The 26525-nt window shown below is 70.5% G+C and carries 22 protein-coding genes; 10 read left to right on the forward strand and 12 right to left on the reverse strand.

The features are described 5' to 3' along the window. Positions 1 to 82: 82 nt before the first annotated feature. The gene (locus SLINC_RS40340) at positions 83 to 1441 is read right to left on the reverse strand and encodes a vWA domain-containing protein (protein ID WP_067443376.1); all 1359 of its coding nucleotides are present in this window, start codon (positions 1439 to 1441) and stop codon (positions 83 to 85) included. Continuing rightward, positions 1438 to 2295: an AAA family ATPase gene (locus SLINC_RS40345; RefSeq protein WP_067446279.1), complete on the reverse strand. Its 858-nt coding sequence runs from the start codon at positions 2293 to 2295 to the stop codon at positions 1438 to 1440. Before SLINC_RS40345 ends, SLINC_RS40340 begins: the two co-directional genes overlap by 4 nt. Before the next feature lie 209 nt (positions 2296 to 2504). Between SLINC_RS40345 and SLINC_RS40350 the strand changes: the two genes are divergently transcribed. Continuing rightward, positions 2505 to 3074 carry a TetR/AcrR family transcriptional regulator gene (locus SLINC_RS40350; protein ID WP_067443377.1) on the forward strand — a complete coding sequence of 190 codons (570 nt, stop codon included), beginning with the start codon at positions 2505 to 2507 and terminating at the stop codon, positions 3072 to 3074. An 85-nt stretch (positions 3075 to 3159) separates the two neighbouring features. Here the strand turns inward: SLINC_RS40350 and SLINC_RS40355 are convergent, their stop codons facing one another. After that, the gene (locus SLINC_RS40355; RefSeq protein WP_067443378.1) at positions 3160 to 4473 is read right to left on the reverse strand and encodes an ABC transporter permease; all 1314 of its coding nucleotides are present in this window, start codon (positions 4471 to 4473) and stop codon (positions 3160 to 3162) included. A gap of 3 nt (positions 4474 to 4476) precedes the next feature. Further along, a complete protein-coding gene (locus tag SLINC_RS40360; protein WP_182449262.1) occupies positions 4477 to 5262 on the reverse strand; it encodes an ABC transporter ATP-binding protein in 786 nt (261 codons plus the stop codon). Positions 5263 to 5403: 141 nt separating this feature from the next. On the opposite strand from SLINC_RS40360, the gene SLINC_RS40365 reads away from it, so the two are divergent. Further along, complete coding sequence (locus tag SLINC_RS40365; RefSeq protein WP_067443380.1) at positions 5404 to 6048, forward strand: hypothetical protein; 645 nt, start codon at positions 5404 to 5406, stop codon at positions 6046 to 6048. Positions 6049 to 6066: 18 nt separating this feature from the next. Here SLINC_RS40365 and SLINC_RS40370 read toward each other — a convergent pair whose 3' ends face one another. From SLINC_RS40370 to rhaI (SLINC_RS40395), 6 genes are all read right to left on the reverse strand, one after another. After that, entirely contained in the window at positions 6067 to 6711 is a 645-nt protein-coding gene (locus tag SLINC_RS40370; RefSeq protein ID WP_067443381.1) for a LutC/YkgG family protein, read from the reverse strand. Further along, on the reverse strand, positions 6708 to 8195 hold the full coding sequence (locus SLINC_RS40375; protein ID WP_067443382.1) for a LutB/LldF family L-lactate oxidation iron-sulfur protein: 1488 nt from the start codon (positions 8193 to 8195) through the stop codon (positions 6708 to 6710). Before SLINC_RS40375 ends, SLINC_RS40370 begins: the two co-directional genes overlap by 4 nt. Continuing rightward, a complete protein-coding gene (locus tag SLINC_RS40380) occupies positions 8192 to 8947 on the reverse strand; it encodes a (Fe-S)-binding protein (protein WP_067443383.1) in 756 nt (251 codons plus the stop codon). The genes SLINC_RS40375 and SLINC_RS40380 overlap by 4 nt, the downstream gene beginning before the upstream one ends. A 70-nt stretch (positions 8948 to 9017) precedes the next feature. After that, positions 9018 to 10466 (reverse strand): rhamnulokinase, encoded by a 1449-nt coding sequence (locus SLINC_RS40385; RefSeq protein ID WP_067443384.1) that lies wholly within the window; start codon positions 10464 to 10466, stop codon positions 9018 to 9020. Next, the gene (locus SLINC_RS40390) at positions 10463 to 12502 is read right to left on the reverse strand and encodes a bifunctional rhamnulose-1-phosphate aldolase/short-chain dehydrogenase (RefSeq protein ID WP_067443385.1); all 2040 of its coding nucleotides are present in this window, start codon (positions 12500 to 12502) and stop codon (positions 10463 to 10465) included. The genes SLINC_RS40385 and SLINC_RS40390 overlap by 4 nt, the downstream gene beginning before the upstream one ends. Positions 12503 to 12625: 123 nt before the next feature. Then, positions 12626 to 13786, reverse strand: coding sequence for an L-rhamnose isomerase (rhaI, locus tag SLINC_RS40395; RefSeq protein WP_067443386.1), 1161 nt, complete (start codon positions 13784 to 13786; stop codon positions 12626 to 12628). A gap of 311 nt (positions 13787 to 14097) precedes the next feature. Between rhaI (SLINC_RS40395) and SLINC_RS40400 the strand changes: the two genes are divergently transcribed. Continuing rightward, positions 14098 to 15402 (forward strand): MFS transporter, encoded by a 1305-nt coding sequence (locus tag SLINC_RS40400; RefSeq protein ID WP_067443387.1) that lies wholly within the window; start codon positions 14098 to 14100, stop codon positions 15400 to 15402. Then, a complete protein-coding gene (locus SLINC_RS40405) occupies positions 15399 to 18089 on the forward strand; it encodes a glycoside hydrolase family 78 protein (protein ID WP_079164962.1) in 2691 nt (896 codons plus the stop codon). The genes SLINC_RS40400 and SLINC_RS40405 overlap by 4 nt, the downstream gene beginning before the upstream one ends. A 53-nt stretch (positions 18090 to 18142) precedes the next feature. On the opposite strand, the gene SLINC_RS40410 is transcribed toward SLINC_RS40405, so the two are convergent. Together SLINC_RS40410 and rhaI (SLINC_RS40415) are read right to left on the reverse strand one after the other, a co-directional pair. Continuing rightward, positions 18143 to 18529: a hypothetical protein gene (locus SLINC_RS40410; RefSeq protein ID WP_067443389.1), complete on the reverse strand. Its 387-nt coding sequence runs from the start codon at positions 18527 to 18529 to the stop codon at positions 18143 to 18145. A gap of 89 nt (positions 18530 to 18618) precedes the next feature. After that, on the reverse strand, positions 18619 to 19779 hold the full coding sequence (gene rhaI / locus SLINC_RS40415) for an L-rhamnose isomerase (RefSeq protein WP_067443390.1): 1161 nt from the start codon (positions 19777 to 19779) through the stop codon (positions 18619 to 18621). A gap of 237 nt (positions 19780 to 20016) precedes the next feature. Here rhaI (SLINC_RS40415) and SLINC_RS40420 point away from each other — a divergent pair, with 237 nt between their 5' ends. From SLINC_RS40420 to SLINC_RS40445, 6 genes are read left to right on the forward strand one after another with little or no spacing between them, the layout of a single operon-like run. Further along, positions 20017 to 21534 (forward strand): sugar ABC transporter ATP-binding protein, encoded by a 1518-nt coding sequence (locus SLINC_RS40420; RefSeq protein ID WP_067443391.1) that lies wholly within the window; start codon positions 20017 to 20019, stop codon positions 21532 to 21534. After that, complete coding sequence (locus tag SLINC_RS40425; RefSeq protein WP_067443392.1) at positions 21531 to 22571, forward strand: ABC transporter permease; 1041 nt, start codon at positions 21531 to 21533, stop codon at positions 22569 to 22571. Before SLINC_RS40420 ends, SLINC_RS40425 begins: the two co-directional genes overlap by 4 nt. Continuing rightward, positions 22564 to 23571: an ABC transporter permease gene (locus SLINC_RS40430; RefSeq protein ID WP_067443393.1), complete on the forward strand. Its 1008-nt coding sequence runs from the start codon at positions 22564 to 22566 to the stop codon at positions 23569 to 23571. Before SLINC_RS40425 ends, SLINC_RS40430 begins: the two co-directional genes overlap by 8 nt. A 13-nt stretch (positions 23572 to 23584) precedes the next feature. Beyond that, positions 23585 to 24667: a rhamnose ABC transporter substrate-binding protein gene (gene rhaS / locus SLINC_RS40435; protein ID WP_067443394.1), complete on the forward strand. Its 1083-nt coding sequence runs from the start codon at positions 23585 to 23587 to the stop codon at positions 24665 to 24667. A 48-nt stretch (positions 24668 to 24715) separates the two neighbouring features. Next, complete coding sequence (locus SLINC_RS40440) at positions 24716 to 25036, forward strand: L-rhamnose mutarotase (RefSeq protein WP_067446282.1); 321 nt, start codon at positions 24716 to 24718, stop codon at positions 25034 to 25036. 46 nt (positions 25037 to 25082) lie between these two features. Further along, positions 25083 to 26507, forward strand: a complete 1425-nt coding sequence (locus SLINC_RS40445; RefSeq protein WP_067443395.1) for a BNR repeat-containing protein — start codon at positions 25083 to 25085, stop codon at positions 26505 to 26507. Positions 26508 to 26525: the final 18 nt, after the last annotated feature.

Below are 26525 nucleotides of genomic sequence, written 5' to 3' on the forward strand. Positions count from 1 at the left end.
GGAGCGTAGAGGTGCCACGGCGACAAGGACATCGGGGACAAGCCCTACTTCTCCGGGAGGAGCCCACCGGGTCCGGGTGCGGTCAGACCGGCAGCAGGCGTCCGACCAGGGCGCTCAGCTGGCGGGCGTTGCGGCACTCGAACATCTCGACCAGCTCGGCGTAGTCGAGCGCCGCCGAGTCGCCCGTGCCCCACTGGGCGTGCGCCTCCGGGTTCAACCAGTAGACGCGGCGGGCCCGTTCGGTGAGGTGCCGGACGGCCGGCAGGTTCGGGTCGCTCATGTTCGTCCGGGCGTCACCGAGGACGAACACGGTCGTGCGCGGGCCCACCGCGTCGCCGTGGCGTTCGGTGAACTCGCCCAGGGCCACGCCGTAGTCGCTGCTGCCGTGCCAGCCCGTGAGCACCGCCTGAGCCCGGATCCGCGCGCCGAGCCCCTCCGGGTCGGCGGCACCGTGCACGAGCAACGGCGTGACCTCGTCGATCCGGTTGACGAAGGCGAACACCCGGACCTTGCTGAACTGGTCGTGCAGCGCCTGTACCAGCAGCATCGTGAAGTCGGAGAACCCCGACACCGAACCGGACACATCGCACAGCAGCACCAGCTCGGGACGGGCCGGCCGGCGTCGGCGCAGCACCGGCCGCATCGGCACCCCGCCCGTGGACAGCGAGCCGCGCAGGGTGCGGCGCAGATCGATGGTGCCGCGGGCGGCCCGGCGCCGACGGGCCGCCAGCCGGGTGGCGAGCTTGCGCGCGAGCGGCTGCACCGTCCTGCGCAGCTCGGCCAGCCGGTCCCGGCCCGCGAACAGGAAGTCCACGCGGTCCGCGGTCGGGGCCACCGCCCGGCGGGCGATCTCGTCCCGCCCCCGCCGCTCGGCCACCCGGCGCCGCGCCTCCCCGCCCACCATCCGGCGGAACGCCTCGATGCGCCGCCGGATCTCGTCCTCCAGCAGCCGGTCGGCGAACCCCGGGCCGCCGCCCCGCGCCCGGACGTCGTCTCGGACCCGGGCCAGCAGCGTCTGCGGGCGCAGCCGGTCCAGGGCCTGGTACGACGACCAGCCGTCCGACGCCGGCGAGGAACCGTATCCGCCGAAGCCGTCGACCGCCTCGGCGGCGAGCCGGACCAGCAGTGCCTCGTCGTCGGCGGCGAGCGCGGCCGCCAGCCGGTCGCGCAGCTCGTCCCGGTCCGCGTTCTGCGTCCCGGGCCCGCCGACACCGCGCGGGAAGTACAGGTCGAAGACCGGGTCGAACACCGGCCGCTGGGCCGTGCCGTGCAGCAGGGTCGCGGCCAGCCCCTCCCGCAGCCGCTCCCGGTCGGCGAGACCCAGCGCCTCCATCGCCTGCGCCGCGTCCACGGTCTCGCCGGTGCCGATCCGGACGCCGTGCGCTCGCAGCGCCGCGACCAGCGACGTCAGCCGCTCCGCGACACCGGCCTGCTCGCTCACAGCGAGCCCAGGTCCAGCTTGGCCCCGGCCTTGAGGACGTCGTCCTGGTGCTTGAGGAGCACGCCCAGGGTGTCCCGTACGACGGTCTCGTCCAGGGTGTCGGCGCCGAGGGCCAGGAGCGTACGGGCCCAGTCGATGGTCTCGGCCACCGAGGGCACCTTGCGCAGATCCATGGCCCGCAGCGCCCCGACCACCCGTACCACCGACTCGGCCAGCGTCTCGTCGAGCCCGGGCACCCTCAGCCGTACGATCCGGCGCTCCAACTCCTCCTCGGGGAAGCCGATGTGGAGGAACAGGCAGCGGCGGCGCAGCGCCTCGGACAGCTCGCGGCTCGCGTTCGAGGTGAGCACCACGAAGGGGCGGCGGGTCGCGGTGATGGTGCCCAGCTCGGGAACGGTGACCTGGAAGTCGCTGAGCACCTCCAGGAGCAGGCCCTCGACCTCGACGTCAGCCTTGTCGGTCTCGTCGATCAGCAGGACCTTCGGGTCGTCGCCGCGGATCGCGGTCAGCAGCGGCCGGGCGAGCAGGAACTCCTCGCCGAAGATGTCCGTGCGGGCCTCGTCCCAGGTCTCGTCCCGGCCCGCGCTGATGCGCAGGAGCTGCTTGGCGTGGTTCCACTCGTACAGTGCCCGGGACTCGTCGACGCCCTCGTAGCACTGGAGGCGGACCAGCCGCGCCAGCGCGACCTCGGCCACCGCTTTGGCGAGCTCGGTCTTGCCCACCCCGGCGGGGCCCTCGACCAGCAGCGGCTTGCCCAGCCGGTCGGCGAGGAAGACGGTCGTGGCGACCGCGGGGGAGGCGAGATAGCCGGTCTCGGCGAGGCGTGCGGAGACGTCGTCGACAGAAGTGAACAGCAACGGGGCCTCCAGGTCGGCGGGGACGGGTCGGAACCGCTCGGTGGTCGTCCGAAACCACTATCTAAGCGCTTGTTCACCGCCGCTGTCACGCGAGAGGGGGAGCCCTGTCACGCGAGAGGAAGGCCCCTGTCCCACGACAAGAAGGCGGGCGACACCTGTATACCGATCGGTTTCCCTTTGTGTCCCGGCAGAGGTAACCTCGCCGTATGGCCACCACAGACAAGGCGTCGACCAGGGACCGGCTGCTCGACGCGGCGACGGAGCTCTTCTACCGCGACGGCGTCTCCATCGGCGTGGAGGCGCTGTGCCGCACGGCCGGTGTCTCCAAGCGGTCGATGTACCAGCTGTTCGCGAGCAAGGACGAGGTCCTCGCCGCGAGCCTGGACCGGCGCCTTCCCGCCTACGCGGCGCATCTCCTGCCGGGCCCGGAGTTCGCCGGCACCCCGCGCGAACGCATCCTGTACGTCTTCGGGCAGGTGGAGAAGGGCTCGACCGACCCCGGCTACCACGGCTGCCCCTTCCTGTCCGCACAGGTCGAGCTGAAGGACCCCGACCACCCGGCGAGCCGAGTCGCCCGCGCCGCCAAGGAGAAGCTCCAGGAGGTGCTCCGGGCCGAGGCGGAGGCCGGCGGCGCGCACGAACCCGCGCTCCTCGCCCGCCAGTTGATGCTGGTCTTCGACGGTGCGAGCGCCCGTGCCGGTGCCCGCGTCGAGACCCTGGACGGGCTGACGACGGCGACCGTGACGGCCCTGCTGGACGCGGCGGGCGTGCGCTGACGAAGCGACGAAGGGGCGGCCACCGCAGTGGCCGCCCCAGTCGTTCCTGTCTCGCAGCCGCCTCCCGCAGCCGCCTCCCGCGGCGTCACGCGGCCAGTCCCACCGCCTCGGTCGCCGGCGTGCGCAGTACCCGCCGGGCCGTGGCCAGGCTCGTCCCGAGCGTGGTCGCCGCCGCGACCGACACGACCGCCAGCCAGATGCCCAGCCCCTGGTCGGGCAGCACCGAGTCGGTACGCACCATGGTGAACGGCACGATCCCGGCCAGCGCGGCCACCGTCCCGAAGAACACACCCACGACCGTCAGGATCAGTCCCTCGGCACCCACCGTGCCGAGCACCTGCCGGGGAGTCGCCCCCGCCAGACGCTGCTGCCCGAACTCCCGGCTGCGATAAGTGGTCGCCGCGTACAGCGAGTTGACCAGCATCACGCAGACGAACACCACGATGATGCCGACGACCGTGTGGTTCAGCGTCTCCAGGTTCTTGGCGTCGACCGACTTCACCAGACCCGAGGCCGCCACGGCGTCGCTCTCCACCGCCTGCATGTACAAGGTGGCCGTCGAGACCGCCGTGAACAGGATCAGCGACATCAGGATCCCGGCCAGGTGGTCCGCCCGGCGGCGCAGATTGCGCACCGCCAGCCAGCCGCTCGCACCGGACAGCGGCAGCGCGTCCAGCACACCCTTCAGCAGCCGCGGCGCCAGCAGCGCGCAGCCCACGGAGAGCAGGATCGCCCCGTACGCCGGTGTCGCCATCAACGCCTCGTCCGTCGCCGAGAAGGCGAAGGTGGAGGTCACGGCCACGGCCCCGAGGCCGAGGGCGGCGTACGCGAGGTACGTCCGCGCTTTGCCCGCCTGTTGCCGCCGTCCGCGTGTCGCCCGTCGTACGGCGAGGAACGCGGCGCCCGCCGCGGCGAGCAGTGTGATGTCGACGCCGGACATCAGCGCGATCGGTCCGAAGGAGTGGTCGACGGACCGTGCGACCTGACCGCTGTCCTGGAACACCTCCAGCAGCGCCTGCCCGCCGAGCATCGCCGGACCGATCGCCAGCACCGCGCCCACCAGGGCCACGGCCACCGCCTCACCCACCACCATCCGCTTGAGCTGCCCCGGCGTCGCCCCCGAGCAGCGCAGCAGCTCCAGTTCGGCGGCCCGCTGCCGCACGGTGACCGTCAGGGTCGAGGCGACGGCGAAGAACACCAGCAGGGTGCCGTAACCGCCCACCACGCTCGCCGCGGTGGTCAGGGTCTCCTTGCTCACCGCGTCGACACCGCTCTGTGCCGCCGTGTCGTGCATCGAGTTGAACGTCATGATGATCGCCGCGCCCAGGAAGGCGGACAGCAGCGTCGCGAGGAACCGTCCGGGCCGTTGCCGTATCGACCGCATCGCCAGCAGGAACATCGCTCACACCCCCGCCATCATGTCGTCGCCCAGGTGCGCGAGCCGCTCGGCGACCGCGTCCGGGGTCGGTCCGTCCATCCGCCCCGCCGGCCGGCCGTCGGCGAGGAAGACCACGGAGTCGGCGTAGGAGGCGGCGACCGGGTCGTGCGTCACCATCACCACGGTGCGGCCGTGCACCCGCACCGTGTCCTGGAGCAGCCCCAGCACACCCCGCGCACTGCGCGTGTCCAGCGCTCCGGTCGGCTCGTCCGCGAAGATCACCCTGGGCTCGGCGACGAGCGCCCGCGCGATCGCCACTCGCTGCCGCTGACCGCCGGAGAGCTGGTCGGGCAGATGGCCCAGCCGGTCGCCGAGGCCGACGGCGGCGAGGATCTCCCGGGCTTTGTTCCGGTCCACCCGCTGCCCGGCGAGCTTGAGCGGCAGCACCGTGTTCTGGGCGACGGTCAGCGTCTCCAGCAGGTTGTACTGCTGGAAGACGAACCCCACCCGGCCCCGCCGGAACCTCGTCAGCTCTGCCTCGCCGCCCCCGGTCAGCTCGTGGCCGTCCACCCGCACGATCCCGGAGTCGGGCCGGTCCAGACCGGCCGCGCACTGGAGCAGCGTCGACTTGCCCGAGCCCGACGGCCCCATCACCGCAGTGAAGGTGCCACGGGCCAGAGCGAGCGTGACCCCGTCCAGCGCGGTCACGGCACTGTCGTCCGTGCCGTAGGTCTTGGTGACCTTCACCAGCCGCAACGCCTCGGCGGCGGGTCCCGAGTCGTGCGTACGTCGCGAGCCTGTGCGAAACATCGTCATCATCTCCGTCCGGCACCCCGTGTGCCCCGCCGAAGACGCTACGGAGAACGCGGTTCGGACACATGGGGCGCAGAACCCGTCTTCCGGGGTGTACTCAGTGACACCCCGGCGGCGGGTACGGCAGGGTGGAGCGCCATGACCGACGGAATAACCTGGCTCGCCGAGCCGCAGGCCATCGCCTGGAGCGGCTACGGCATCGTGATGGCCCGCGACCTCGACTCGGAGTCACTGGCGCGACGGGTCGCCCAGACCGCGCTCCGCAAGAAGGGCCGACCCCGCTCCATCGGGGAACTCGGCGGCCAACAGGTGCAGGACGTCCTGGAAGGCCTCTTCGACGACCTGTCCAAGGAGGTCGCCCTGCGGCACGGAGAGCTCGGCGAGTGGTCCTACGTCGTCAAGTACGGCGGCTGGGCGGCCGAGTTCGGCGACACGCCGCCCGTCGACCGCCACGAACTGCACGTGTTCCACCTGGAGTTCGACGAGTGGAACGGCAAACCGGTACCCCCGTGGTTCACCTACCGCCATGACGAGCGCCTGATGTGCAGGTTCAACCTGCACCTGGACGACAGCTGGTCATGCGGCAGCCCCGAAGGCGCCCCCGAGGTGGCCGCCGCCGTGCGGGACCGGCTCACCGCCGCCGGACTGCCCGACGAGAACCTCGACCGCCGTACCGTCCACCGGACCTCGCTGAAGGTACTCCAGGAGCACTTCGGCCTCACCCTGCCCCGCCGGGACATCGTGGAGGGGACCCTGCCCACCCTGCTGCTGACCGCAGGGTGACCGACGAGGTCCGACGGCTCAGTCCGACACCAGCACCACTTCCAGGGTGCGCGGCCCGTGTACCCCCTCCACCCGGTCGAGTTCGATGTCGCTGGTCGCGGACGGCCCGGAGATCCAGGTGAGCGGGCGGGTCGGGGTGAGCCGGGTGAGGGCCTGGGGGACGGAGGAGACGACCTGGTCGGGCACGCGCACCACGCAGATGTGGTGGTCGGGGACCAGCGTGACGCGGCGGCGGCCCTGGTCGGGGCCGCCGTCCAGGACGAGGGTGCCGGTCTCGGCGACGGCCACCGCGCACGCCGTGACCACGCTGTCGACCCGGTCCAGCTCGTGCGGTGTGCTCTCCGCCCGGTCGGCGACCTGCTCGGCCCCGGCCGCCGCGAGCCACGCGGGGTCCAGACCGGGCGGCGCCAGCACGGTCTTCGAGCCGCGCGCGGTCAGCATCCCGGCGATGGTCGCCGGCAGGTCGGCGGCCGTGCAGCGGTGCACGATCGCCCGGTAGTCGGCCAGGTTCTCGGCGAGCAGCTCCACCGTCTCCTCGACGCCGCGCTCGCCGTGCTCGGTCAGGTAGTCACGCGACACCGCCTGCTCGTACGGCGGGTCGTCGTGCGGCACGTCGGCCAGCGCGCGCCGCACCCGGCCCAGGATGCGCTCCCTGTCGTTCACTTCGCACCGCCCTTTCCACCCTGCGTCCGCTGCCACCAGTCACGGAACGGCTCCGCAGGCACCGCCGGCAGATCCCGCGTCCCGCTCCACGCGCTGCCGGGACCCGGCAGGGTCCGCGGATGCAGACGCCGGGTGCGCGAGGCCAGTCGCTGGCCGGTGCGCAGCGCGCCCGGGTGCGAGAACGCCCAGCGTGCCGCCCGCATCGCCGCCCGCTCGGCGGCATGCCCCTTCGCGGGCTTGAGGACGACCTTGTTGCCCTCCCGCGTCACCGGACCGCCCTCCACCACCCGCTCCCGCAGGTGCACCAGCACCTCGGGGATGTCGATGGCGACCGGGCACACCTCGTAGCAGGCCCCGCACAACGACGAGGCGTACGGCAGGGAGGCGTCGATCTCGCTTCCCGTGCCCCGCAGTTGAGGACTGAGGATGGCGCCGATCGGGCCCGGGTACACCGAGCCGTAGGCGTGTCCGCCGGCCCGCTCGTACACCGGGCAGACGTTCAGACACGCCGAGCAGCGGATGCAGCGCAGGGCCTGACGTCCGACCTCGTCGGCGAGGGTGTCGGTGCGGCCGTTGTCGAGCAGCACCAGATGGAAGGTCCGCGGGCCGTCAGCCGTTTCGGAGTCCGTCGTGCCCGTCCACATCGACGTGTACGGGTTCATGCGCTCGGCCGTCGAGGAGCGCGGCAGGGTCTGGAGGAACACCTCCAGGTCCCGCCAGGTCGGCACGATCTTCTCGATGCCGACGACCGAGATCAGCGTCTCGGGCAGGGTCAGGCACATCCGCCCGTTGCCCTCCGACTCGACCACGACCAGCGTGCCGGTCTCGGCGACCATGAAGTTGGCCCCGGAGACGCCCACCTTGGCGCGCAGGAACTTCTCCCGGAGATGGAGGCGGGCGGCCTCGGCGAGTTCGGCCGGGGTGTCCGTCAGCCCTTCGGGCGCCGGGCGGCCCCACTCGCTCATCTCCCGCTCGAAGATGTCCCGGATCTCCCCCCGGTTGCGGTGGATCGCCGGGACGAGGATGTGTGAGGGCCGGTCCTTGCCCAACTGCACGATCAGCTCGGCGAGATCGGTCTCGTAGGCGCGGATGCCCTCGGCTTCGAGAGCCTCGTTGAGCCCGATCTCCTGCGTGGCCATCGACTTGACCTTGACGACCTCCGACTCACCGGTCTCCTTGACCAGTTCGGTCACGATCCGGTTCGCCTCGTCGGCGTCCGCCGCCCAGTGCACGGTGCCGCCCGCGGCGGTGACGGACTCCTCCAACTGCACGAGATAACGGTCGAGATGGCGCAGCGTGTGGTCCTTGATCCGCTTGCCCGCCTCCCGCAGCTCGGCCCAGTCCGACACCTCGGAGACGGCCTTGGCCCGCTTGCCGCGGATCGTGTGCGTGGCGTGCCGCAGATTCCCGCGCAGCGTCTGGTTGCCCACCGCCTCGTGCGCGGCCTTCGGGAAGGCCGGCATCCCCAGATACGTCCCGCTCATACGGCCGGTTCCTCCTCCGTGCTCGCCAGGATCTCCGCGATGTGCACCGGCCGCATGCCCGTCCTGAGCCGGGTCATGGTGCCGCCGATGTGCATCAGACAGGAGTTGTCGGCCGCGCACAGCACATCGGCGCCCGTCGACTCGGCGTTGCGCACCTTGTCCGCGCCCATCGCCGCCGACACGTCGGCGTTCTTCAGCGCGAAGGTGCCGCCGAAGCCGCAGCACTCGTCGGCACCCGGCAACTCGACGAGTTCCAGCCCCTTGACCGCCTGGAGCAGCCGCTGCGGCCGCTCCCCGAGCCCCAGCCCGCGCAGCCCGTGACAGGTCGGGTGGTAGGTCACCGTGTGCGGGTAGTACGCCCCGACGTCCGTCACCCCCAGCACGTCCACCAGGAACTCCGTCAGCTCGTACGTCTTCGGCACCACCGGCGCCAGGGTCGCGGCGAGCGCGTCCCCGCGGCCCTCCGCCCGGGCCCGCTCACCCATCCGCGGATACAGCTCCCGCACCATAGCCCCGCACGACCCGGAGGGTGTCACGATCGCCTCGTAGTCCCCGAAGACATCGGAGAAATGCCGGGCCAAAGGCTCCGCCTCATGCCGGTAACCGGTGTTGTAGTGCGCCTGCCCGCAGCAGGTCTGCGCCATCGGGAAGTCGACCTCGACGCCCAGCCTGGTCAGCAGTTTCACCACGGCGCGCCCGGTATCCGGATAGAGCGTGTCGTTGACGCAGGTCAGGAACAGAGCGACACGCATCGCGGCTCCTTGTGTTCGATCATCGGATGAGTGAAGCGTAGTCGGGAGGCGCGGCCCGGGGGAGCCCCCGTCACGCCCCGGCGAGCCGGGACTGCGCCTCGCGCCACCGGGCGGTATCGCCCTGCGGCTCGTAGCGCGTGAGCGGCTGGGTGCGGGTGAGCAGGCCGCGCATCCCGGCGAGATCACCGACGAGCCCGTGGGCCCGGGCCTGGACCAGGACGTTCCCGAGGGCGGCGGCCTCCGTCGGACCGGCGATCACCGGCAGCCCGCAGGCGTCGGCGGTCAGCTGGCACAACAGGGCGTTGCGGGTACCGCCACCGACCACGTGCACGACATCGACCGGATGCCCGGCCAGCCGCTGCGCGTCCCGCACCGCCTTGCGGTGGGCGAGGGCCAGCGAGTCGAGGATGCAGCGCGTGATCTCGCCGGGCGACCCGGGCACCGGCTGCCCCGAGGCACGGCAGGCCTCGGCGATCCGCTCCGGCATCCGGCCCGGCGCCAGGAACGCCGCGTCCCCGGCGTCCACCACCGACCGCAGCGCCGGCACCTTCGCCGCGTCCAGCAGCAGCCCGCCCAGATCCGGGTCGCCCCAGGCCCGTACGCACTCCTGGAGCAGCCACAGCCCCATGATGTTGCGCAGATACCGGACCGTGCCGTCCAGCCCCAGCTCGTTGGTGAAGTTGGCGAGCCGGCTCTCCTCCGTCAGCACCGGAGCGGACAGCTCCAGACCCGCCAAGGACCAGGTCCCCGTGCAGATGTAGGCGAACCGCTCGCCCGAGGCCGGGACCGCCGCCACCGCGGACGCCGTGTCGTGCGAACCGACCGCCGTCACCGGCACCGGCCCCTCCAGCCCCGTCTCCTCCAGCACCTCGGCCCGCAGCAGCCCCGCCGGATCGCCGGGCTGCCGCAGCGGCGCGAACAGGTCCAGGTCGACACCGAGCCGGGCGGCGATGTCGTACGACCACTCGCGCGTCCGGGGATCGATCAGCTGGGTGGTGGAGGCGTTGGTCAGCTCGGTGCCCTGCTCGCCGGTGAGCCAGTAGGTGAGCAGGTCCGGCATGAGCAACAACCGCTCGGCATGAGCCAGTTGGGACGAACCACGGGCGGCGACCAGCTGGTACAGGGTGTTGAAGGGCGCGTACTGCAACCCCGTCGCCGCGTACAGCTCGGGTGCCGGCACGCTCGCCCACACCTTCTCCGCGATGCCCTCGGTGCGCGCGTCCCGGTAGTGCACCGGGTTGCCGAGCAGCGCCCCGTCGCCATCCAGCAGGCCGTAGTCCACGGCCCAGCTGTCGATCCCGACGGAATCCACCCGCCCCGCCGCCCGCAGCCCGTCCAGGACACCCCCGTACAGCCCGAGCACGTCCCAGCGCAGCCCTTCGGGCACCCTCACCGGACGGTTGGGGAAGCGGTGCGCCTCGGTCAGCTCCAGGCTGTCGGGGCCGACGCGGCCGACCATGACACGCCCGCTGGACGCGCCGAGGTCGACCGCGGCGTACGACTTCACGCCCGCGCTCATCGCAGGAAGGCGGCCGCGACGCCGGCGTCGACCGGGACATGCAGCCCGGTGGTGTGCGTCAGCTCCCCGCCGGTCAGCGCGAACACGGCGTTGGCCACGTGCTCCGGCAGCACCTCCCGCTTGAGGATCGTCCGCTGCGCGTAGAACTCGCCCAGCTTCTCCTCCTCCACGCCGTACACGGCGGCCCGCTTGGCCCCCCAGCCCCCGGCGAAGATGCCGGACCCGCGCACCACACCGTCGGGGTTGACCCCGTTGACCCGGATGCCGTGCTCACCCAACTCGGCGGCCAGCAACCGGACCTGGTGCGCCTGGTCGGCCTTGGTCGCGGAGTACGCGATGTTGTTGGGCCCGGCGAACACGGCGTTCTTCGACGCGATGTAGACGATGTCCCCGCCCAGCTCCTGGGCGATCATCGCCCGCGCGGCCTCCCGCGACACCAGGAAGGAACCACGGGCCATGATGTCGTGCTGGAGGTCCCAGTCCTTCGCCGAGGTCTCAAGCAGCGGCTTGGAGATGGAGATACCGGCGTTGTTGACCACCAGGTCCACCCCGCCGAACGCCAGCACGGCCGCCTTGAACGCCTCGGCGATCTGCTCCTCGGAGGTGACGTCCACGGTCAAGGCGACGGCCTTGTCCGCCCCGCCGAGCTCCTCGGCCACCGCGGCGGCGTTCTCGGCGTTGAGATCGGCGACCACGACACACGCGCCCTCGGCGACGAGCCGCTGGGCGATCGCCTTCCCGATCCCGCTGCCCGCACCCGTCACCAGCGCGACCCGGGTCGCCAGCGGCTTCGGCCTCGGCATCCGCTGGAGCTTGGCCTCCTCAAGGGCCCAGTACTCGATACGGAACTTCTCCGACTCCTCGATCGGCGCGTACGTCGACACCGCTTCCGCCCCGCGCATCACGTTGATGGCGTTGACGTAGAACTCGCCCGCGACGCGCGCGGTCTGCTTGTCCTTGCCGAAGGAGAACATGCCCACGCCCGGGACCAGCACGATCGCCGGGTCGGCGCCGCGCATCGCGGGGGAGTCCGGCTCGGCGTGCCGCTGGTAGTAGGCCGCGTACTCCTCGCGGTACTCGGCGTGCAGCTCCTTCAGCCGGGCGATCGCCTCCTCCAGCGGAGCGGCCGGCGGCAGATCGAGCACGAGCGGCCGGACCTTCGTCCGCAGGAAGTGGTCCGGGCAGGAGGTGCCGAGCGCGGCGAGCCGCGGGTGCTCGGCACGGGCCAGGAACTCCAGCACCGGCGCCGAGTCGTTGAAGTGCCCCACCTGGGCCTTGTCCTGCGAGGCGATCGCCCGCACGTACGGCGCCAGCGCCGCGGCCCGCTCCCGCCGCTCGCCCTCGGCCAGGGCCTCGTACCCCTCCACCACGGGACCGAAGGGCTCGTCCTTGCCCCGCTCCGCCAGGAACGCCTCGGCGGTCCGGATGATGTGCAGCGAGTTCCGCTCGCACTCCTCGGAGGTGTCACCCCAGGCCGTGATCCCGTGCCCGCCGAGCACACACCCGATGGCCTGCGGGTTGTCCTTCTTCACCGCCGCGATGTCCAGCCCCAGCTGGAACCCGGGCCGCCGCCACGGCACCCACACCACCGTGTCCCCGAAACACTCGGCGGTCAGCTTCTCCCCGTCCGCCGCACACGCCAGCGCGATCCCGGAGTCCGGATGCAGATGGTCGACGTGCGCCGCCTCCACCAGCCCGTGCATCGCGGTGTCGATGGACGGCGCCGCACCGCCCTTGCCATGCAGGCAGTAGTCGAACGCGGCGACCATCTCGTCCTCGCGCTCCACCCCCGGGTACACATCGACCAGCGCCCGCATCCGGTCCAGCCGCAGCACGGCCAGCCCGGCCTCCGTCAGGGTCCCGAGGTCACCACCGGACCCCTTCACCCACATCAGCTCCACATCACCACCGGTGACGGGATCCGTGTCGGTCCCCTTCGCGGACGCGTTCCCGCCCGCGTAGTTGGTGTTCCGCGCATCAGCACCAAGCCGACGGGAGCGTGCCAGCAGAGCAGCGGCTTCAGGATGGGTTGCCATGTAAATCCAGTCCTTCTCAAAGATGGGCAACTTCAGCGCGCCCCTCCAGGGGCGCGGGGAACTGCGCGACCAGCCACGAACAATCCCGCAGCCGGCAATGACGATCACGCGGCAGACGAGTAGCTACGCCCCCCAGCCGGCCTGCTGACCACCGACCCGCTCTTCCACGATCTTCTGAGCCCATCCGGAGCGCCGGTAGGCACCCATCGGGTCAGGATCAAGCCCCTGCTCCTCCCGCAGCGAGGCCAGCAAGGGACGTACGTCGGTGTTGTAGGCATCCATGATCACGGCGTTGGCGTCGAGCACATCACCGGAGCGCTGGGCGGCAACCAGCGCTTCCCGGTCGACCAGCAGCGCCTTGGCCGTGGCTTCCTGGACGTTCATGACGGACCGGATGATCGCGGGGATCTTGGCCTCGATGTTGTGGCACTGGTCGAGCATGAAGGCCACATCCGGGCCGAAGCCGCCACCGCGGACGACCTCGTACATGATCCGGAACAGCTGGAAGGGATCGGCGGCGCCGACCATGAGGTCGTCGTCGGCGTAGAAGCGGGAGTTGAAGTCGAACCCGCCCAGCTTTCCCTCCCGGAGCAGCGTGGCGACGATGAACTCGATGTTGGTGCCTGGCGCGTGGTGCCCGGTGTCGACCACGACCTGCGCCTTGTCACCGAGCTTGAGGCAGTGCGCATACGCGGTGCCCCAGTCCGGCACATCCGTCGCGTAGAAGGCGGGCTCGAAGAACTTGTACTCCAGCAGCATCCGCTGCCCGTCCCCCAGCCGCTGGTAGACCTCGGCGAGCCCTTCGGCGAGCCGGTCCTGGCGTTCGCGGATGTCGTCCTGGCCGGGATAGTTCGTGCCGTCGGCGAACCACAGCTTCAGGTCGGTGGAGCCGGTGGCGTCCATGATGTCGACGCACTCCAGCAGATGGCCGATGGCCTTGCGCCGCACCGCCGCGTCCGGGTGGCAGATGCTGCCCAGCTTGTAGTCGTCGTCCTGGAACGTATTGGAGTTGATCGCACCGAGGGCGACCCCATGCTCCCGGGCGAACTCGGCCAGCTTGCCGTAGTCCTCGACCTTGTCCCAAGGGATGTGCAGGGCGACGGTCGGGGCCACGCCGGTGAACTCGTGCACCTTCGCCGCGTCGGCGAGCTTCTCCCAGGGATCGCGGGGGACACCCGCCTGGGCGAACACCTTGAACCGTGTGCCCGAGTTCCCGTACGCCCACGACGGCGTCTCGATCCTCTGGGTCGTGAGTGCTGCCTTGACGGCGGACGGGTCTGGCATGACCACCCCTGAAATGTCGCAGGCCACGGCGTTGCCGCGGGGGCGGGCGCCGATGCCGGTTGAACAGGCCGAATCGTGAAGGTGAAGCGTTCTTTGAATCGTTTCAGGGAACGTATCCGCATCCCTGGAAGCGCGTCAAGACACCGTCGCCAAACGAATCGAATCTCCTGCACGACCCCTTGACGGAGCGCCGGGTGACCTTCACGATGCCGTGAAACGTTTCACGCGGGTCGATACCGAATGACACGTGTCACCACAGCGGTCATTCCGCGGCCCGTCACCGTCCCCTCCCCCTCGCGAAAGGCCGCCTGATGAGCAACGACGCCATCGTCAGCGGATCCCCCGAGCAGCCCCGAGTGACCCGCGCCCAATGGCGCCTGGCCGTCCTCTCCGGCATGGCCTCCTACCTCGACTCCGGCATCATCGTCTCCTCGGGCGTGGCGCTGGGCCTGTGGCAGGACCGCTTCCATCTGTCGTCCTGGGGCCTGGGCGCGCTGAGCGCCGCCCTCACCTTCTCGATCGCCGTCGGTTCCCTGATCGGCGGCCGCCTCGCCGACCGCTTCGGCCGCAGGCGGGTGTACGGAATCGACATCCTCGTCTACGCCGTCGGCGCGGCCCTCCTGGTCGTCGCACCCAACAGCACGTTCCTCTTCGCCGGAATGATCATCGGCGGTCTCGCGGCCGGCGCCGATCTGCCGACCTCGCTCGCCATGGTCTCCGAGCACTCCCCGCGCTCGGTCCGCGGCCGTCTCATCGGGGCGACACAGACCATGTGGGTCGCCGGTATCGCGGTCGCCATCCTCGTCGGCTTCGCCACCTCCACGCTCGGCTACCTCTCGGCCCAGATCCTCTTCGCCCACCTCGCCGTCGTGGCCGTCGTCAGCTGGATCCTGCGCAACCGGATGCGGCTGTCCCCGGTGCCGGAGGAGGCCGAGCGGGGCGGCGGAGCCGAGGGCATCGACGCCAAGGCGCTGCGCCGCCTCGGATCGAGGCCGATCCTCGTGCCGCTCCTCGCCACCGGCGGCTTCTACCTCGCGTGGAACCTCGCCGCCAACACCATGGGCCAGTACGGCACCTACTTCCTGACCACCGTCAGCGGCGCCTCCCAGACCCTGGCCACCGGTCTGAGCCTGGCCACCCTGCCGCTCGGCCTGGCCTGCTCGCTCGTCTTCGTACGGCTGGCCGACACTCCCTGGCGCGACCGCCTCTTCTACGTCTGCGCCGCCCTCCAGGTCCTCGCCTTCGCCGTGGCCGCCGCGACCGGGGGTGCCGTGATCGCGGCGATGATCTTCTTCCTCCTGCTCTACAACGTCGTCAACCAGTTCGCCGGCGAGGCCAGTTACAAGATCTGGTCCCAGGAGGCGTTCCCCGGGGAACTGCGCGCCACCACACAGGGCCTCACCTACGGCGCGAGCCGGGCCCTGTGCGGTCTGGCCGGCCTCGCCACGCCGGCGCTGATGCACGCCAGCGGCTCGGTGGTCCTGTGGCTCAGCACCCTGTGCGTCGCCGTCTCCGGCCTGATCGGTGTCATGATCGTCCGCCGTATCGCCCCGCAGGGAGCGGGCGTGGCAGGACGCGATGCCGGCCTCGCGCGCCAGAAGGAAGTCATCCGATGAACCTCGACCGCCTCCCGCCCCCCCCACCAGGAAGTGATCGCGTGAACGTCACCGCTCCCGTGCTGGAACACCACCGCGAACCGCTCGGCATCGGCGAGTCCCGGCCGCGCCTGAGCTGGCGTACGGAGACGGAGGCGCCCAACTGGACGCAGGAGGCGTACCGGATCGAGGTCACGGACGCCGACGGCACCGTCCTCGCCGACACCGGGCGCGTGGAGAGCGGCGACTCGGTGCTGGTCGACTGGCCGGGCGAGCCGCTGGGCTCCCGCGCCCGGGTCGGTGTGCGCGTCCAGGTGTGGGGGAGCGGCGGTGAGGCGTCCGCCTGGTCGCCGGTCACCCACGCGGAGACGGGACTGCTCACCCGTACCGACTGGACCGCGCACCCCGTCACCCCCGACCGGGAGCCCGCCGACGGCCCCCTGCCTCCCGCCCTCCTGCGCCGCGACTTCCGCCTCGACAGGCCGGTCGCCTCGGCCCGCCTGTACGTCACCGCGTACGGCGTGTACGAGGCCGAGATCAACGGCACCCGCGTCGGCGACCATGTCCTCGCCCCCGGCTGGACCTCCTACCACCACCGCCTGCGCTACCAGACCTTCGACGTGACCACCCTGCTCGCCGAGGGCGACAACACCCTCGGCGCCCTCCTCGGCGAGGGCTGGTACACCGGCCGGCTCGGCTTCCACGGCGGCCGTCGGCACGTCTACGGCGACCGGCGCGCCCTCCTGGCCCAGCTGGAGGTCACCCATCCCGACGGCACGGTCACCACCGTCGTCACGGACGGCGGCTGGCGCACCGCGACCGGCCCGGTCCTGCGCTCCGAGCTCTACGACGGCGAGGCCTACGACGCCCGACGGGCCCGGCCCGGCTGGTCCACTCCCGGCCACGCCACCACCGACTGGTCGCCGGTCACCGAACTCCCGGTACCCGACGCGGAGTTGGTGGCGCCGACCGGCCCACCCGTGCGCCGTACGCAGACACTGGCCCCCGTCGACGTGATCACCACACCCTCCGGCCGGACCGTCCTGGACTTCGGCCAGAACCTGGTCGGACGCCTCCGCATCCGCGTCTCAGGACCGGCCGGCCACACGATCACCCTGCGCCACGCCGAGGTCCTGGAACACGGAGAACTCGGCGTCCGGCCGCTGCGCCTGGCCCGGGCCACCGACACCTACACGCTGAGCGGCCACGGCACCGAGACCTACGAGCCGCACTTCACCTTCCACGGCTTCCGCTACGCCGAGATCGAGAACTGGCCCGGGGACCTCGACCCGGCGGCCGTCGAGGCGGTCGTCCTGCACACCGACATGGCCCGCACCGGCTGGTTCGAGTCCTCCCACGAGCTGGTGAACCGGCTCCACGAGAACGTCGTGTGGGGCATGCGCGGCAACTTCCTCGACATCCCCACCGACTGCCCGCAACGCGACGAACGCCTCGGCTGGACCGGCGACATCCAGGTCTTCGCCCCCACCGCGTCCTTCCTCTACGACTGCTCGGGCATGCTCGGCGGCTGGCTGCGCGACCTCGCCGCCGAACAGCTCGCCCGCCCCGACGGCGTACCGCCCCTCGTCGTCCCCGACATCCTGGGCGACGCCTTCGGCGGTACTCCGCACGCGGTCTGGGCGGACGTGGCCGTCCTGGTGCCCTGGACCCTCTACCGACGCTTCGGCGACCTGGACGTCCTGCGTACCCAGTACCCGAGCATGCGCGCCTGGACGGAGACCGCGGCCCGCCTGGTCGAGGAGGGCGGCGGGCTGTGGCGGCAGACCTTCCAGCTCGGCGACTGGCTCGACCCGGCCGCCCCGCCGGACAACCCCGGGGAGGCCCGCACCGACGGCGACCTCGTCGCCAACGCCTACGTCGCCCGCTCGGCCGACGTCCTCGCCGAGACGGCACGCCTGCTCGGGGAGAAGGACGACGCCACCCGCTACGAGGACCTCGCCCGCTCGGTCCGGGCCGCCTTCGCCGACGAGTTCCTCACCCCGGGTGGCCGGCTCTCCAGCGACGCCCAGACGGCGTACGCGCTCGCCCTGTGCTTCGCGCTGCTGCCCACGGAACGCCAACGCCGGGGCGCGGGGGAGCGGCTCGCCCGGATCGTGCGCCGGGCGGAGTTCCGCATCGCCACCGGCTTTGCCGGCACCCCGCTGATCTGCGACGCGCTCTGCGAGGCCGGCGAGCCGCAGCTGGCGTACCGCATGCTCCTGGAAGAGGGCTGCCCGTCCTGGCTCTACCCGGTCACCATGGGTGCCACGACGGTCTGGGAGCGCTGGGACTCCATGCTGCCGGACGGGACGATCAACCCCGGCGAGATGACCTCGTTCAACCACTACGCCCTCGGCGCGGTCGCCGACTGGCTGCACCGCACGGTCGCCGGCCTGGAGGCCGCCGAACCCGGCTGGCGCCGACTGCGCATCGCCCCCGTGCCCGGCGGCGACCTGACCCACGCCAAGGCCGCGCACGAGACGCCGTACGGCCGCGCGGAGGCGGGCTGGCGCATCGAGGACGGCACGCTGCTGGTCGACGTCCTGGTACCGCCGAACACCAGGGCGGACATCCGGCTCCCCGGTGACACCGACTCCTTCGAGGTCGGCTCGGGCCGGCATACCTTCCGGCGGGCGTACGCCGCCCCCGCGTGGCCGCCGTCCGCGATCCGCCATCCGTTCGCGTCGCCGGAGGAAGAGGCGTCCTGACACGCGGAGAGGGGCTGAGCGGAAATCCGCTCAGCCCCTCTCCGCGTCGGACCTCAGCTGGTGATCGTCACACAGGGCAGACCCACGCTCGCGCCCCCGCGGAAGCCCTCCGCGCAGAGCCGGGTGCCCGCCGGGAAGTGCCGCTGCGGGTAGGCCTGGTCGCGATAGGTCCGGAACGCGGCGACGTCCTCCACCTTGGTGTTGGCGCTCCAGCCGTTGGTCGTCCACACGCGGGCGCTGATGCGGTGCGGCTGGTTGGTGTTGGTGACCGACACCTCGACCCGGCCCAGGTACGTGCCGCTGTCGTAGGTCTCGATGCAGACCGAGTGGTTGCACCACTTGCCGTCGGCCGCGGCGGGCTGTCCCACGGCGATGACGCAGCCGAGGGCCGCGGCCATGGCGGCGATTCCGGAGACGATCTTCTTGATGACCTGGTGCATGGCAGGCGACCTCTTGATCCCGTCGGTTGGTTCTCCCGGGACCTGGCGGCCCCGGGCATCCCAACGCCGGGCAAGATCATGAGTTACGGCTATGCGCCCCAGCCGGCCTGCTGGCCCCCGACGCGCTCTTCGGCGATCTTCTGGGCCCATCCGGAGCGCCGGTAGGCGGCGATCGGGTCGGGGTCGAGGTCCATGTCCTCGCGCAGTGAGGCGAGCAGGGGGCGGACGTCGGTGTTGTAGGCGTCCATGATCACGGCGTTGGCTTCGAGGACGTCTCCGGCCCGCTGGGCTGCATCGAGCGCCGACCGGTCCACCAGCAGCGCTTTCGCGGTGGCTTCCTGGACGTTCATGACGGAGCGGATGATCGCGGGGATTTTGGCTTCGATGTTGTGGCACTGGTCGAGCATGAAGGCCACGTCGGGCCCGAATCCGCCGCCCCGCACGACCTCGTACATGATCCGGAAGAGCTGGAAGGGATCGGCCGCGCCGACCATGAGGTCGTCGTCGGCGTAGAAGCGGGAGTTGAAGTCGAACCCGCCCAGCTTTCCCTCCCGGAGCAGCGTGGCGACGATGAACTCGATGTTGGTGCCTGGCGCGTGGTGCCCGGTGTCGACCACGACCTGCGCCTTCTCACCCAGCTTCAGACAGTGCGCATACGCCGTGCCCCAGTCCGGGACATCCGTGGCGTAGAAGGCGGGCTCGAAGAACTTGTACTCCAGCAGCATCCGCTGCCCCTCGCCCAGCCGCTGGTAGACCTCGGCGAGCCCTTCGGCGAGCCGGTCCTGGCGTTCGCGGATGTCGTCCTGGCCGGGATAGTTCGTGCCGTCGGCGAACCACAGCTTCAGGTCGGTGGAGCCGGTGGCGTCCATGATGTCGACGCACTCCAGCAGATGGCCGATGGCCTTGCGCCGCACCGCCGCGTCCGGGTGGCAGATGCTGCCCAGCTTGTAGTCGTCGTCCTGGAAGGTGTTCGAGTTGATCGCGCCGAGCTTTACGCCGTGTTCCTCGGCGTGCTTCGCCAGCTTGCCGTAGTCCTCGACCTTGTCCCACGGGATGTGCAGCGCGACGGTCGGGGCCACGCCGGTGAACTCGTGCACCTTCGCCGCGTCGGCGAGCTTCTCCCACGGATCGCGGGGGACACCCGCCTGGGCGAACACCTTGAACCGTGTGCCCGAGTTCCCGTACGCCCACGACGGCGTCTCTACTGCCTGGGTCCGGAGAGCGGATTTCACCGCGGCGAGCTCGGTCACGTGGGGCTCCTCTGTATGAATCGATTCAGTGCGCGAAGGTATGGGTCCCCCGAAGGGGTGTCAAGGGGTACGGCAGACCCCGCTTCCTGTGCTCTGACCGTGACCTTTGGCTATCGAAACTTTTTCGAGGAGACCCATTGACGTGACATGTCCGACGCGCCTAACGTCCCGGCAACCAAGTTGAAACCTTTCACGACGCCGTGACGGTCTTCCGCAGGCGTCGTCGAGGAGCCCCTCATGACCCACCCGTCCGACGCGGGTCCGGCCCCGGTGTTGTCGCTCAAGGACGTCTCGAAGTCGTTCGGAGCGGTGCGCGCCCTGCGGGACGTGTCCCTGGAGCTGTTTCCCGGCGAGGTCCACGCCCTCGCCGGTGAGAACGGCGCGGGCAAGTCCACTCTCATCAAGACCCTCGCAGGGGTGCACCGACCGGACGCCGGCCAGGTGCTGCTCGACGGCGCGCCGGTGCAGTTCCACGGCCCCGGTGACGCCCGCGACGCAGGCATCGCCGTGATCTATCAGGAGCCCACGCTCTTTCCCGACCTGTCGATCGCCGAGAACATCTTCATGGGCCGCCAGCCGCGCCGCGCCCTCGGCCGTATCGACCACAAGGCCACCCATGCCGCGACGCTGGCGCTGATGCAGCGGCTCGGTGTCGAACTCGACCCGGACCGTCCGGCCCGTGGTCTGTCCATCGCCGACCAGCAGATCGTGGAGATCGCCAAGGCGCTCTCCTTCGACGCCCGTGTCCTGATCATGGACGAGCCGACCGCCGCCCTCACCGGCAGTGAGGTCGCCCGGCTCTTCGGTGTCGTCCGCACCCTGCGCGAGCAGGGCGCCGCGGTGCTGTTCATCTCGCACCGGCTGGAGGAGATCTTCCAGATCTGCCAACGGGTCACCACCCTGCGCGACGGCGCCCTGATCGCCAGCGAGCTCCTGGACGGCATGACCGAGGACGATCTCGTCCGGCGCATGGTCGGCCGTGATCTGGAGGAGCTCTACCCGAAGCAGGACGTCGAGCCGGGGCAGGTCGCCCTCAGCGTGCGACGGCTGACCCGGGAGGGCGTCTTCACCGACGTCTCCTTCGACGTACGGCACGGCGAGATCGTGGGCCTCGCGGGGCTCGTCGGCGCCGGCCGCACCGAGGTCGCCCGGGCCGTCTTCGGCATCGACCGCTGGGACGCGGGCGAGGTCGAGGTACAGGGACGGAAGCTGACCAACGGGGCCCCGTCCACCGCGATGGCCGCCGGGCTCGCCCTGGTGCCCGAGGACCGGCGCGCGCAGGGCCTGGTGATGGACATGTCCATCGAGCGCAACATCGGTCTCACCGGTCTGCGTACGACCGTTAAGGCGGGCCTGATGGACCGCGGCGCCGAGCGCAGCCGCTCCCTCGACTGGGCGGTCAAGCTCCAGGTGAAGTACGCCCGGATCGCCGACACCGTCAACACGCTCTCCGGCGGCAACCAGCAGAAGGTCGTCCTGGCCAAGTGGCTCGCCACCGGCCCCAAGGTGCTGATCGTCGACGAGCCGACCCGGGGCATCGACGTCGGCACGAAGGCCGAAGTGCACCGGCTGCTCAGTCAGTTGGCCGCCGACGGTGTGGCCGTCCTGATGATCTCCTCCGACCTGCCCGAGATCCTCGGCATGGCCGACCGCGTGCTGGTGATGCACGAGGGCCGCCTGACCGCCGAGATCCCGCGCTCCGACGCCACCGAGGAATCCGTGATGGCCGCAGCCACCGGGAGGGCCGCCGCATGACGGTCCTCACCCCGAACGAGACCCCTGTCGCCGAGGTGCCCAGGTCCAGCGGCACCCGGCTGGTCGACCGTGTCTTCAAGATGCGCGAACTGGCCATCCTGCTGGTCTTCCTGGTGATGATCGGCATCACCCAGGCGGGCAACAGCGAGTTCCTGTCCGAACAGGGCATCAAGGACCTGCTGCTGAACGCGACCATCCTGGTCCTGGTGGCCACCGGCCAGTCACTGGTGGTGATCACGAGGAACGTCGACCTGTCGGTGGGCTCCACCCTCGGCATCAGCGCCTTCGCCGCCGGTGTCTACCTCCAGGGCGGCGGCAACCCGGTGGTGGCCGTGGCCCTGGCGGTCCTGCTCGGCATCGGCTTCGGTCTGCTCAACGGCCTCCTCGTCAGCCTCGGCCAGGTGCCCGCCCTGGTGGTCACCCTCGGCACGCTCTACATCATCCGCGGCATCGACTCCATCTGGGTCGGCTCCCGCCAGATCACGGCGGCCGATCTCCCGGGCGGATTCGTGGACTTCGGCTCCGGCGGCCTGACGGCGGTGCCGTACCTGGCGCTGATCGCTCTCGCCGTCCTGGTGGCGACCGCCTACTACCTCAAGCACTTCGGCAGCGGCCGCGAACTGTACGCCCTCGGCTCCAACCCGGAGGCCGCCCGGCTCGCCGGCATCCCGGTCCGCAAGCGGATCCTCGCCGCGTACACCTTCTGCGGTGCCCTCGCCGGCCTCGCGGGTGCGATGTACCTGGCCCGGTTCGGCAACGTCGACTCCAGCACCGGCAACGGCTACGAACTCACCGTCGTCAGCGCGGTCGTGGTCGGTGGCGTGGTCTTCACCGGCGGCTCCGGCAGCGTCTACGGCGCCGCACTCGGTGCGCTGCTGCTGACCTCCATCAACAGCGTGCTGCCCGCCCTCGGCGTCAGCTCGGTGTGGGTGCTCGCCATCAACGGCATCCTGCTCATCCTCGCCATCGCGGTCGACCGGGTCGTCGCGCTGCGCGTGGCCTCCGCCCTGAAGAAGAGGAACGTCCGCCATGCCTGAGTCCCTCAGTCGCGCGATCCGCTGGGACACGGTTGTCGGCGTCCTTCTGATCCTCCTGCTGCTGTTCTCCTTCTCTGCCGTGGACGGCTTCAGCAACTCCCTGAACCTGTCGTTCCTGATCGGCAACACGCTGCCCATCGCGCTGATCGCGCTGCCGATGACCCTGCTGGTCGTCTCCGGCGAGATCGACCTGTCGGTGGCCTCCACGGCCGGACTGTCCGGCTCGGTGATGGGCTACCTGTGGAACCAGGGCATGACGATCGAGGCGATCATCCCGATCTGCCTGCTCCTCGGTGTGGTCTGCGGCCTGATCAACGGCCTGCTCGTCACCCGGCTCGGGCTGCCCTCCCTCGCCGTCACCATCGGCACCCTCGCCGCCTACCGGGGCATCGCACAGATCGTGCTCGGCTCCGACGCGGTGACCGACTTCCCCACCCAGTACCTGGACTTCGCCTCCGGCCGCGTCGGGGACACCTTCATCCCGCAGGCCTTCCTGCCCTTCCTGGTGCTGCTCGCGATCGCCGTGGTCGTCCTGCACGCCACGCCGTTCGGACGGTCGCTGTTCGCGATCGGCGCCAGCGAGGAGGCCGCGCGGTTCGCCGGCATCCGCGTCAAGCGGCACAAGCTCATCCTGTTCACGGTGACCGGCCTGATGGCCTCCCTCACCGGCATCTTCTGGGCGCTGCACTTCGCCAGCGCCCGCTTCGACAACGCCACCGGCCTCGAACTGTCCGTCGTGGCAGCGGTGTTGCTGGGCGGTATCGACTTCGACGGCGGCAAGGGCACGCTCGGTGGCGCGATCGCGGGAGTCTTCCTGCTCGGCGCGCTCCAGAACGTGATGAGCCTCCAGGATGTCTCCGCCCAGTCGCAGATCGTCGTCACCGGCGTTCTGCTCGTCCTGTCCGTGCTCGGCCCCCGGGTCGCACGGCAGATCGCCGTCGCGAGGGCGGGCCGCAGAGCCGCCTCGACTCCGACCTCGTCCGTCAGCTCACCCTCGTAAAGGAATGACCGTCATGCGCAAGTCGACCCTCCGCCGCACCTGTGCGGCCCTCGCCGCCGTCACCTCCCTCGCCCTGGCCGCCACCGCCTGCGGTGGCACCACCAAGAGCGACGTCAAGAAGGAGAGCACCGGCTCCGCCGCCTCCGCGGGCAAGGCCGACCCGAACGCGGCCACCAAGAAGGGCCTGACCGTCGGCTTCCTGCCCAAGCAGGTCAACAACCCCTACTTCACCTCCGCCGACAAGGGCGGCGAGGCGGCCCTGAAGGAGCTGGGCTCCAAGTACAAGGAGGTCGGCCCCTCCAGCGCCACCGACACCTCCGGCCAGGTCTCCTACGTCAACACGCTCACCCAGCAGCAGGTCGACGCGATGGCCGTCTCCGCACAGGACCCGGGCGCCCTGTGTACCGCGCTCAAGCAGGCCATGAGCAACGACATCAAGGTCGTCACCTACGACTCGGACACCAACCCCGAGTGCCGCAACGCCTTCGTCTCGCAGGCCTCCGCCGAGGACCTGGGCCGCACCGAGGTCCAGCTGCTCGCCGAGCAGATCGGCTACAAGGGCGAGATCGCGATCCTGTCCGCCGCGCAGACCGCGACGAACCAGAACATCTGGATCGACTTCATGAAGGACGAGCTCAAGGACCCGAAGTACAAGGACATCAAGCTCGTCAAGACCGCCTACGGCAACGACGACGCCCAGCAGTCCTTCCAGCAGACCCAGGGCCTGCTCCAGGAGTACCCGAACCTGAAGGGGATCATCTCCCCGACCACGGTCGGCATCAAGGCGGCCGCCCAGTACCTGTCGGGCTCCAAGTACAAGGGCAAGGTCAAGCTGACCGGCCTCGGCACCCCGAACGACATGCGCAAGTACGTCAAGAACGGCACCGTCGAGGCGTTCGAGCTGTGGGACCCCTCCAAGCTCGGCGCCCTGGCCGCGCAGACCGCCGTCGCCCTGGTCTCGGGCCAGATCACCGGCAAGGAGGGCGAGACCTTCAAGGCCGGCGGCACCTCCTACACCATCGGCAAGGACGGCGTGATCAGCCTCGGCAAGCCGACCGTGTTCGACGCGAAGAACATCGACCAGTTCAACTTCTGATCCCCTTCTGGTCCCCCTTCTGATTCCCCAGTGAAGGAGCGGTACTTCATGCAGCGCGTCTGCTTCCTGCTCAAGGTCCGACAGGACAAGCTCGCCGAGTACCGCGAACGCCACGCGGCCGTGTGGCCGGAGATGCTCGAAGCACTCTCGGCCACCGGCTGGCACAACTACTCGCTCTTCCTGCGCGACGACGGCCTGCTGGTCGGCTATCTGGAGACCGAGGACTTCGAGGCCGCCAAGGCCGGTATGGAAGCCACCGAGGTCAACGCCCGCTGGCAGCAGGAGATGGGCCCGTTCTTCGAGGCGCTGGACGGCGCCCGGCCCGACGAGGCCATGAAACCGCTCACCGAGGTGTTCCACCTCGCCTGACCAGCCCCATCAGCTCGCCTGACCACCCCCATCAGGAGCCGCTTCCATGAAAAGACGTACGCTGCTGGGCGCCGCCCTCGCCGGTGCCGTGGTGACCCCCGCCCTCGCCGCCGGAACCGCGCGGGCCGCCGACCCCGGACCCTCGGTCACCCGGACCGGCACCACCACGCTCGACAGCCAGGCGATCTTCTTCGTGTCCTACGACGGCCTGGTCAACAACAACTCGTTCCAGAAGAACGGCCTGCTCACCTACAAGGGCTACCAGTACGCAGTCTGGTACACCGCCGACCGCAACGCCGTCGTCGGCCGCCGCGTCCTCGGTGCGAGCACCTGGTCCACCGTGAAGGTCGGCCACACGCTGCGCTACAACGACTCCCACAACGTCATATCGATGGGCGTCTCCAAGGTGGACGGCCGCCTCCACCTCAACATGGACTCCCACAGCGACGGCTTCACCTACGTCAAGTCGGTCGCCGGGCTCATGGACAACCCGGCCGGCCTGAGCTGGACGACGAGCCGCTTCGGCGCACCACAGTCCACCCTCGACGGCCTCGCGCTCACCTCGCAGTTCACCTACCCGCAGTTCGTCTCCACCCCCGACGGCAAGCTCCAGCTGAGCTACCGCGTAGCCGTCTCCGGCAACGGCCGCAACGCGCTGGCCGAGTACGACGGCACGAAGTGGACCAACCTCGGCGAGTGGTCCAGCTCCACCGGCACCTACACGGGCGCGAACGGCTCCTCGACGGCCCGCAACATGTACCTGCACGGCATCGACTACGACACGAGCGGCCGGCTGCACTCCTTCTTCACCTGGCGCGAGCAGAACGGCGCCGTGATGTGCAACGGCGGCGGCATCTCCAACCACGACACCGGTTACGTCTACTCCGACGACCGCGGCCGGACCTGGCGCAACAACGCGGGCACGGTCGTCGGCACCACGGGCGGCTCCGACAAGGTGGCCGTCACCGACAGCGGCCTGGTCGTCGACCCGCTCAACGCGGACCACTCCCTCATGAACCAGGAGAGCCAGGCCACCGACTCCGCCGGCCGCCCGCACGCGATCATCAGCTATGTGCCCGGCCGCTTCGGCCAGTGCACCACCAACTACGTCGCCGACCGCACCGCCAACGGCCGCGCCTTCCACGTCCGCAGGAACGCGTCGGGCACCTGGCAGAAGACCGAGATCCCGGTCCCGCTGAACTCCAGCCAGCGCACCAAGCTGGTCCTCGACAAGTACAACAACGCCTACGCGATCTTCCCCTTCGGCCGGATCGCCGGAGCCTCCGCGGCCTCCGGATACACCGACTGGAAGATCCTCTTCGACGGCAGCGGCCTCAACGCCTTCGGCGAAGTCGTGATCGACGAGATGCGCGTCCGGGACGGAAACGTCCTGTCGTTCATGTACCAGGAGAAGTCCAGCGGTACGACCCCGTCGGCCCTCCATGTCGTCGACTTCGCCCTGCCCGCCTGACCGGTGCGGATACGCAAC

Origin of the sequence: Streptomyces lincolnensis (assembly GCF_001685355.1) — a bacterium.
GTDB classification, from domain to species: domain Bacteria; phylum Actinomycetota; class Actinomycetes; order Streptomycetales; family Streptomycetaceae; genus Streptomyces; species Streptomyces lincolnensis.

Excerpts from the sequence above, each read along its gene's own strand:
- SLINC_RS40350 (WP_067443377.1), top strand. The coding sequence starts at position 2,505 with ATGGCCACCACAGACAAGGCGTCGACCAGGGACCGGCTGCTCGACGCG.
- SLINC_RS40355 (WP_067443378.1), bottom strand. The coding sequence starts at position 4,473 with ATGTTCCTGCTGGCGATGCGGTCGATACGGCAACGGCCCGGACGGTTC.
- SLINC_RS40360 (WP_182449262.1), bottom strand. The coding sequence starts at position 5,262 with ATGTTTCGCACAGGCTCGCGACGTACGCACGACTCGGGACCCGCCGCC.
- SLINC_RS40365 (WP_067443380.1), top strand. The coding sequence starts at position 5,404 with ATGACCGACGGAATAACCTGGCTCGCCGAGCCGCAGGCCATCGCCTGG.
- SLINC_RS40375 (WP_067443382.1), bottom strand. The coding sequence starts at position 8,195 with ATGAGCGGGACGTATCTGGGGATGCCGGCCTTCCCGAAGGCCGCGCAC.
- SLINC_RS40380 (WP_067443383.1), bottom strand. The coding sequence starts at position 8,947 with ATGCGTGTCGCTCTGTTCCTGACCTGCGTCAACGACACGCTCTATCCG.
- SLINC_RS40385 (WP_067443384.1), bottom strand. The coding sequence starts at position 10,466 with ATGAGCGCGGGCGTGAAGTCGTACGCCGCGGTCGACCTCGGCGCGTCC.
- SLINC_RS40390 (WP_067443385.1), bottom strand. The coding sequence starts at position 12,502 with ATGGCAACCCATCCTGAAGCCGCTGCTCTGCTGGCACGCTCCCGTCGG.
- rhaI (WP_067443386.1), bottom strand. The coding sequence starts at position 13,786 with ATGCCAGACCCGTCCGCCGTCAAGGCAGCACTCACGACCCAGAGGATC.
- SLINC_RS40400 (WP_067443387.1), top strand. The coding sequence starts at position 14,098 with ATGAGCAACGACGCCATCGTCAGCGGATCCCCCGAGCAGCCCCGAGTG.
- SLINC_RS40405 (WP_079164962.1), top strand. The coding sequence starts at position 15,399 with ATGAACCTCGACCGCCTCCCGCCCCCCCCACCAGGAAGTGATCGCGTG.
- SLINC_RS40410 (WP_067443389.1), bottom strand. The coding sequence starts at position 18,529 with ATGCACCAGGTCATCAAGAAGATCGTCTCCGGAATCGCCGCCATGGCC.
- SLINC_RS40420 (WP_067443391.1), top strand. The coding sequence starts at position 20,017 with ATGACCCACCCGTCCGACGCGGGTCCGGCCCCGGTGTTGTCGCTCAAG.
- SLINC_RS40425 (WP_067443392.1), top strand. The coding sequence starts at position 21,531 with ATGACGGTCCTCACCCCGAACGAGACCCCTGTCGCCGAGGTGCCCAGG.
- SLINC_RS40430 (WP_067443393.1), top strand. The coding sequence starts at position 22,564 with ATGCCTGAGTCCCTCAGTCGCGCGATCCGCTGGGACACGGTTGTCGGC.
- rhaS (WP_067443394.1), top strand. The coding sequence starts at position 23,585 with ATGCGCAAGTCGACCCTCCGCCGCACCTGTGCGGCCCTCGCCGCCGTC.
- SLINC_RS40440 (WP_067446282.1), top strand. The coding sequence starts at position 24,716 with ATGCAGCGCGTCTGCTTCCTGCTCAAGGTCCGACAGGACAAGCTCGCC.
- SLINC_RS40445 (WP_067443395.1), top strand. The coding sequence starts at position 25,083 with ATGAAAAGACGTACGCTGCTGGGCGCCGCCCTCGCCGGTGCCGTGGTG.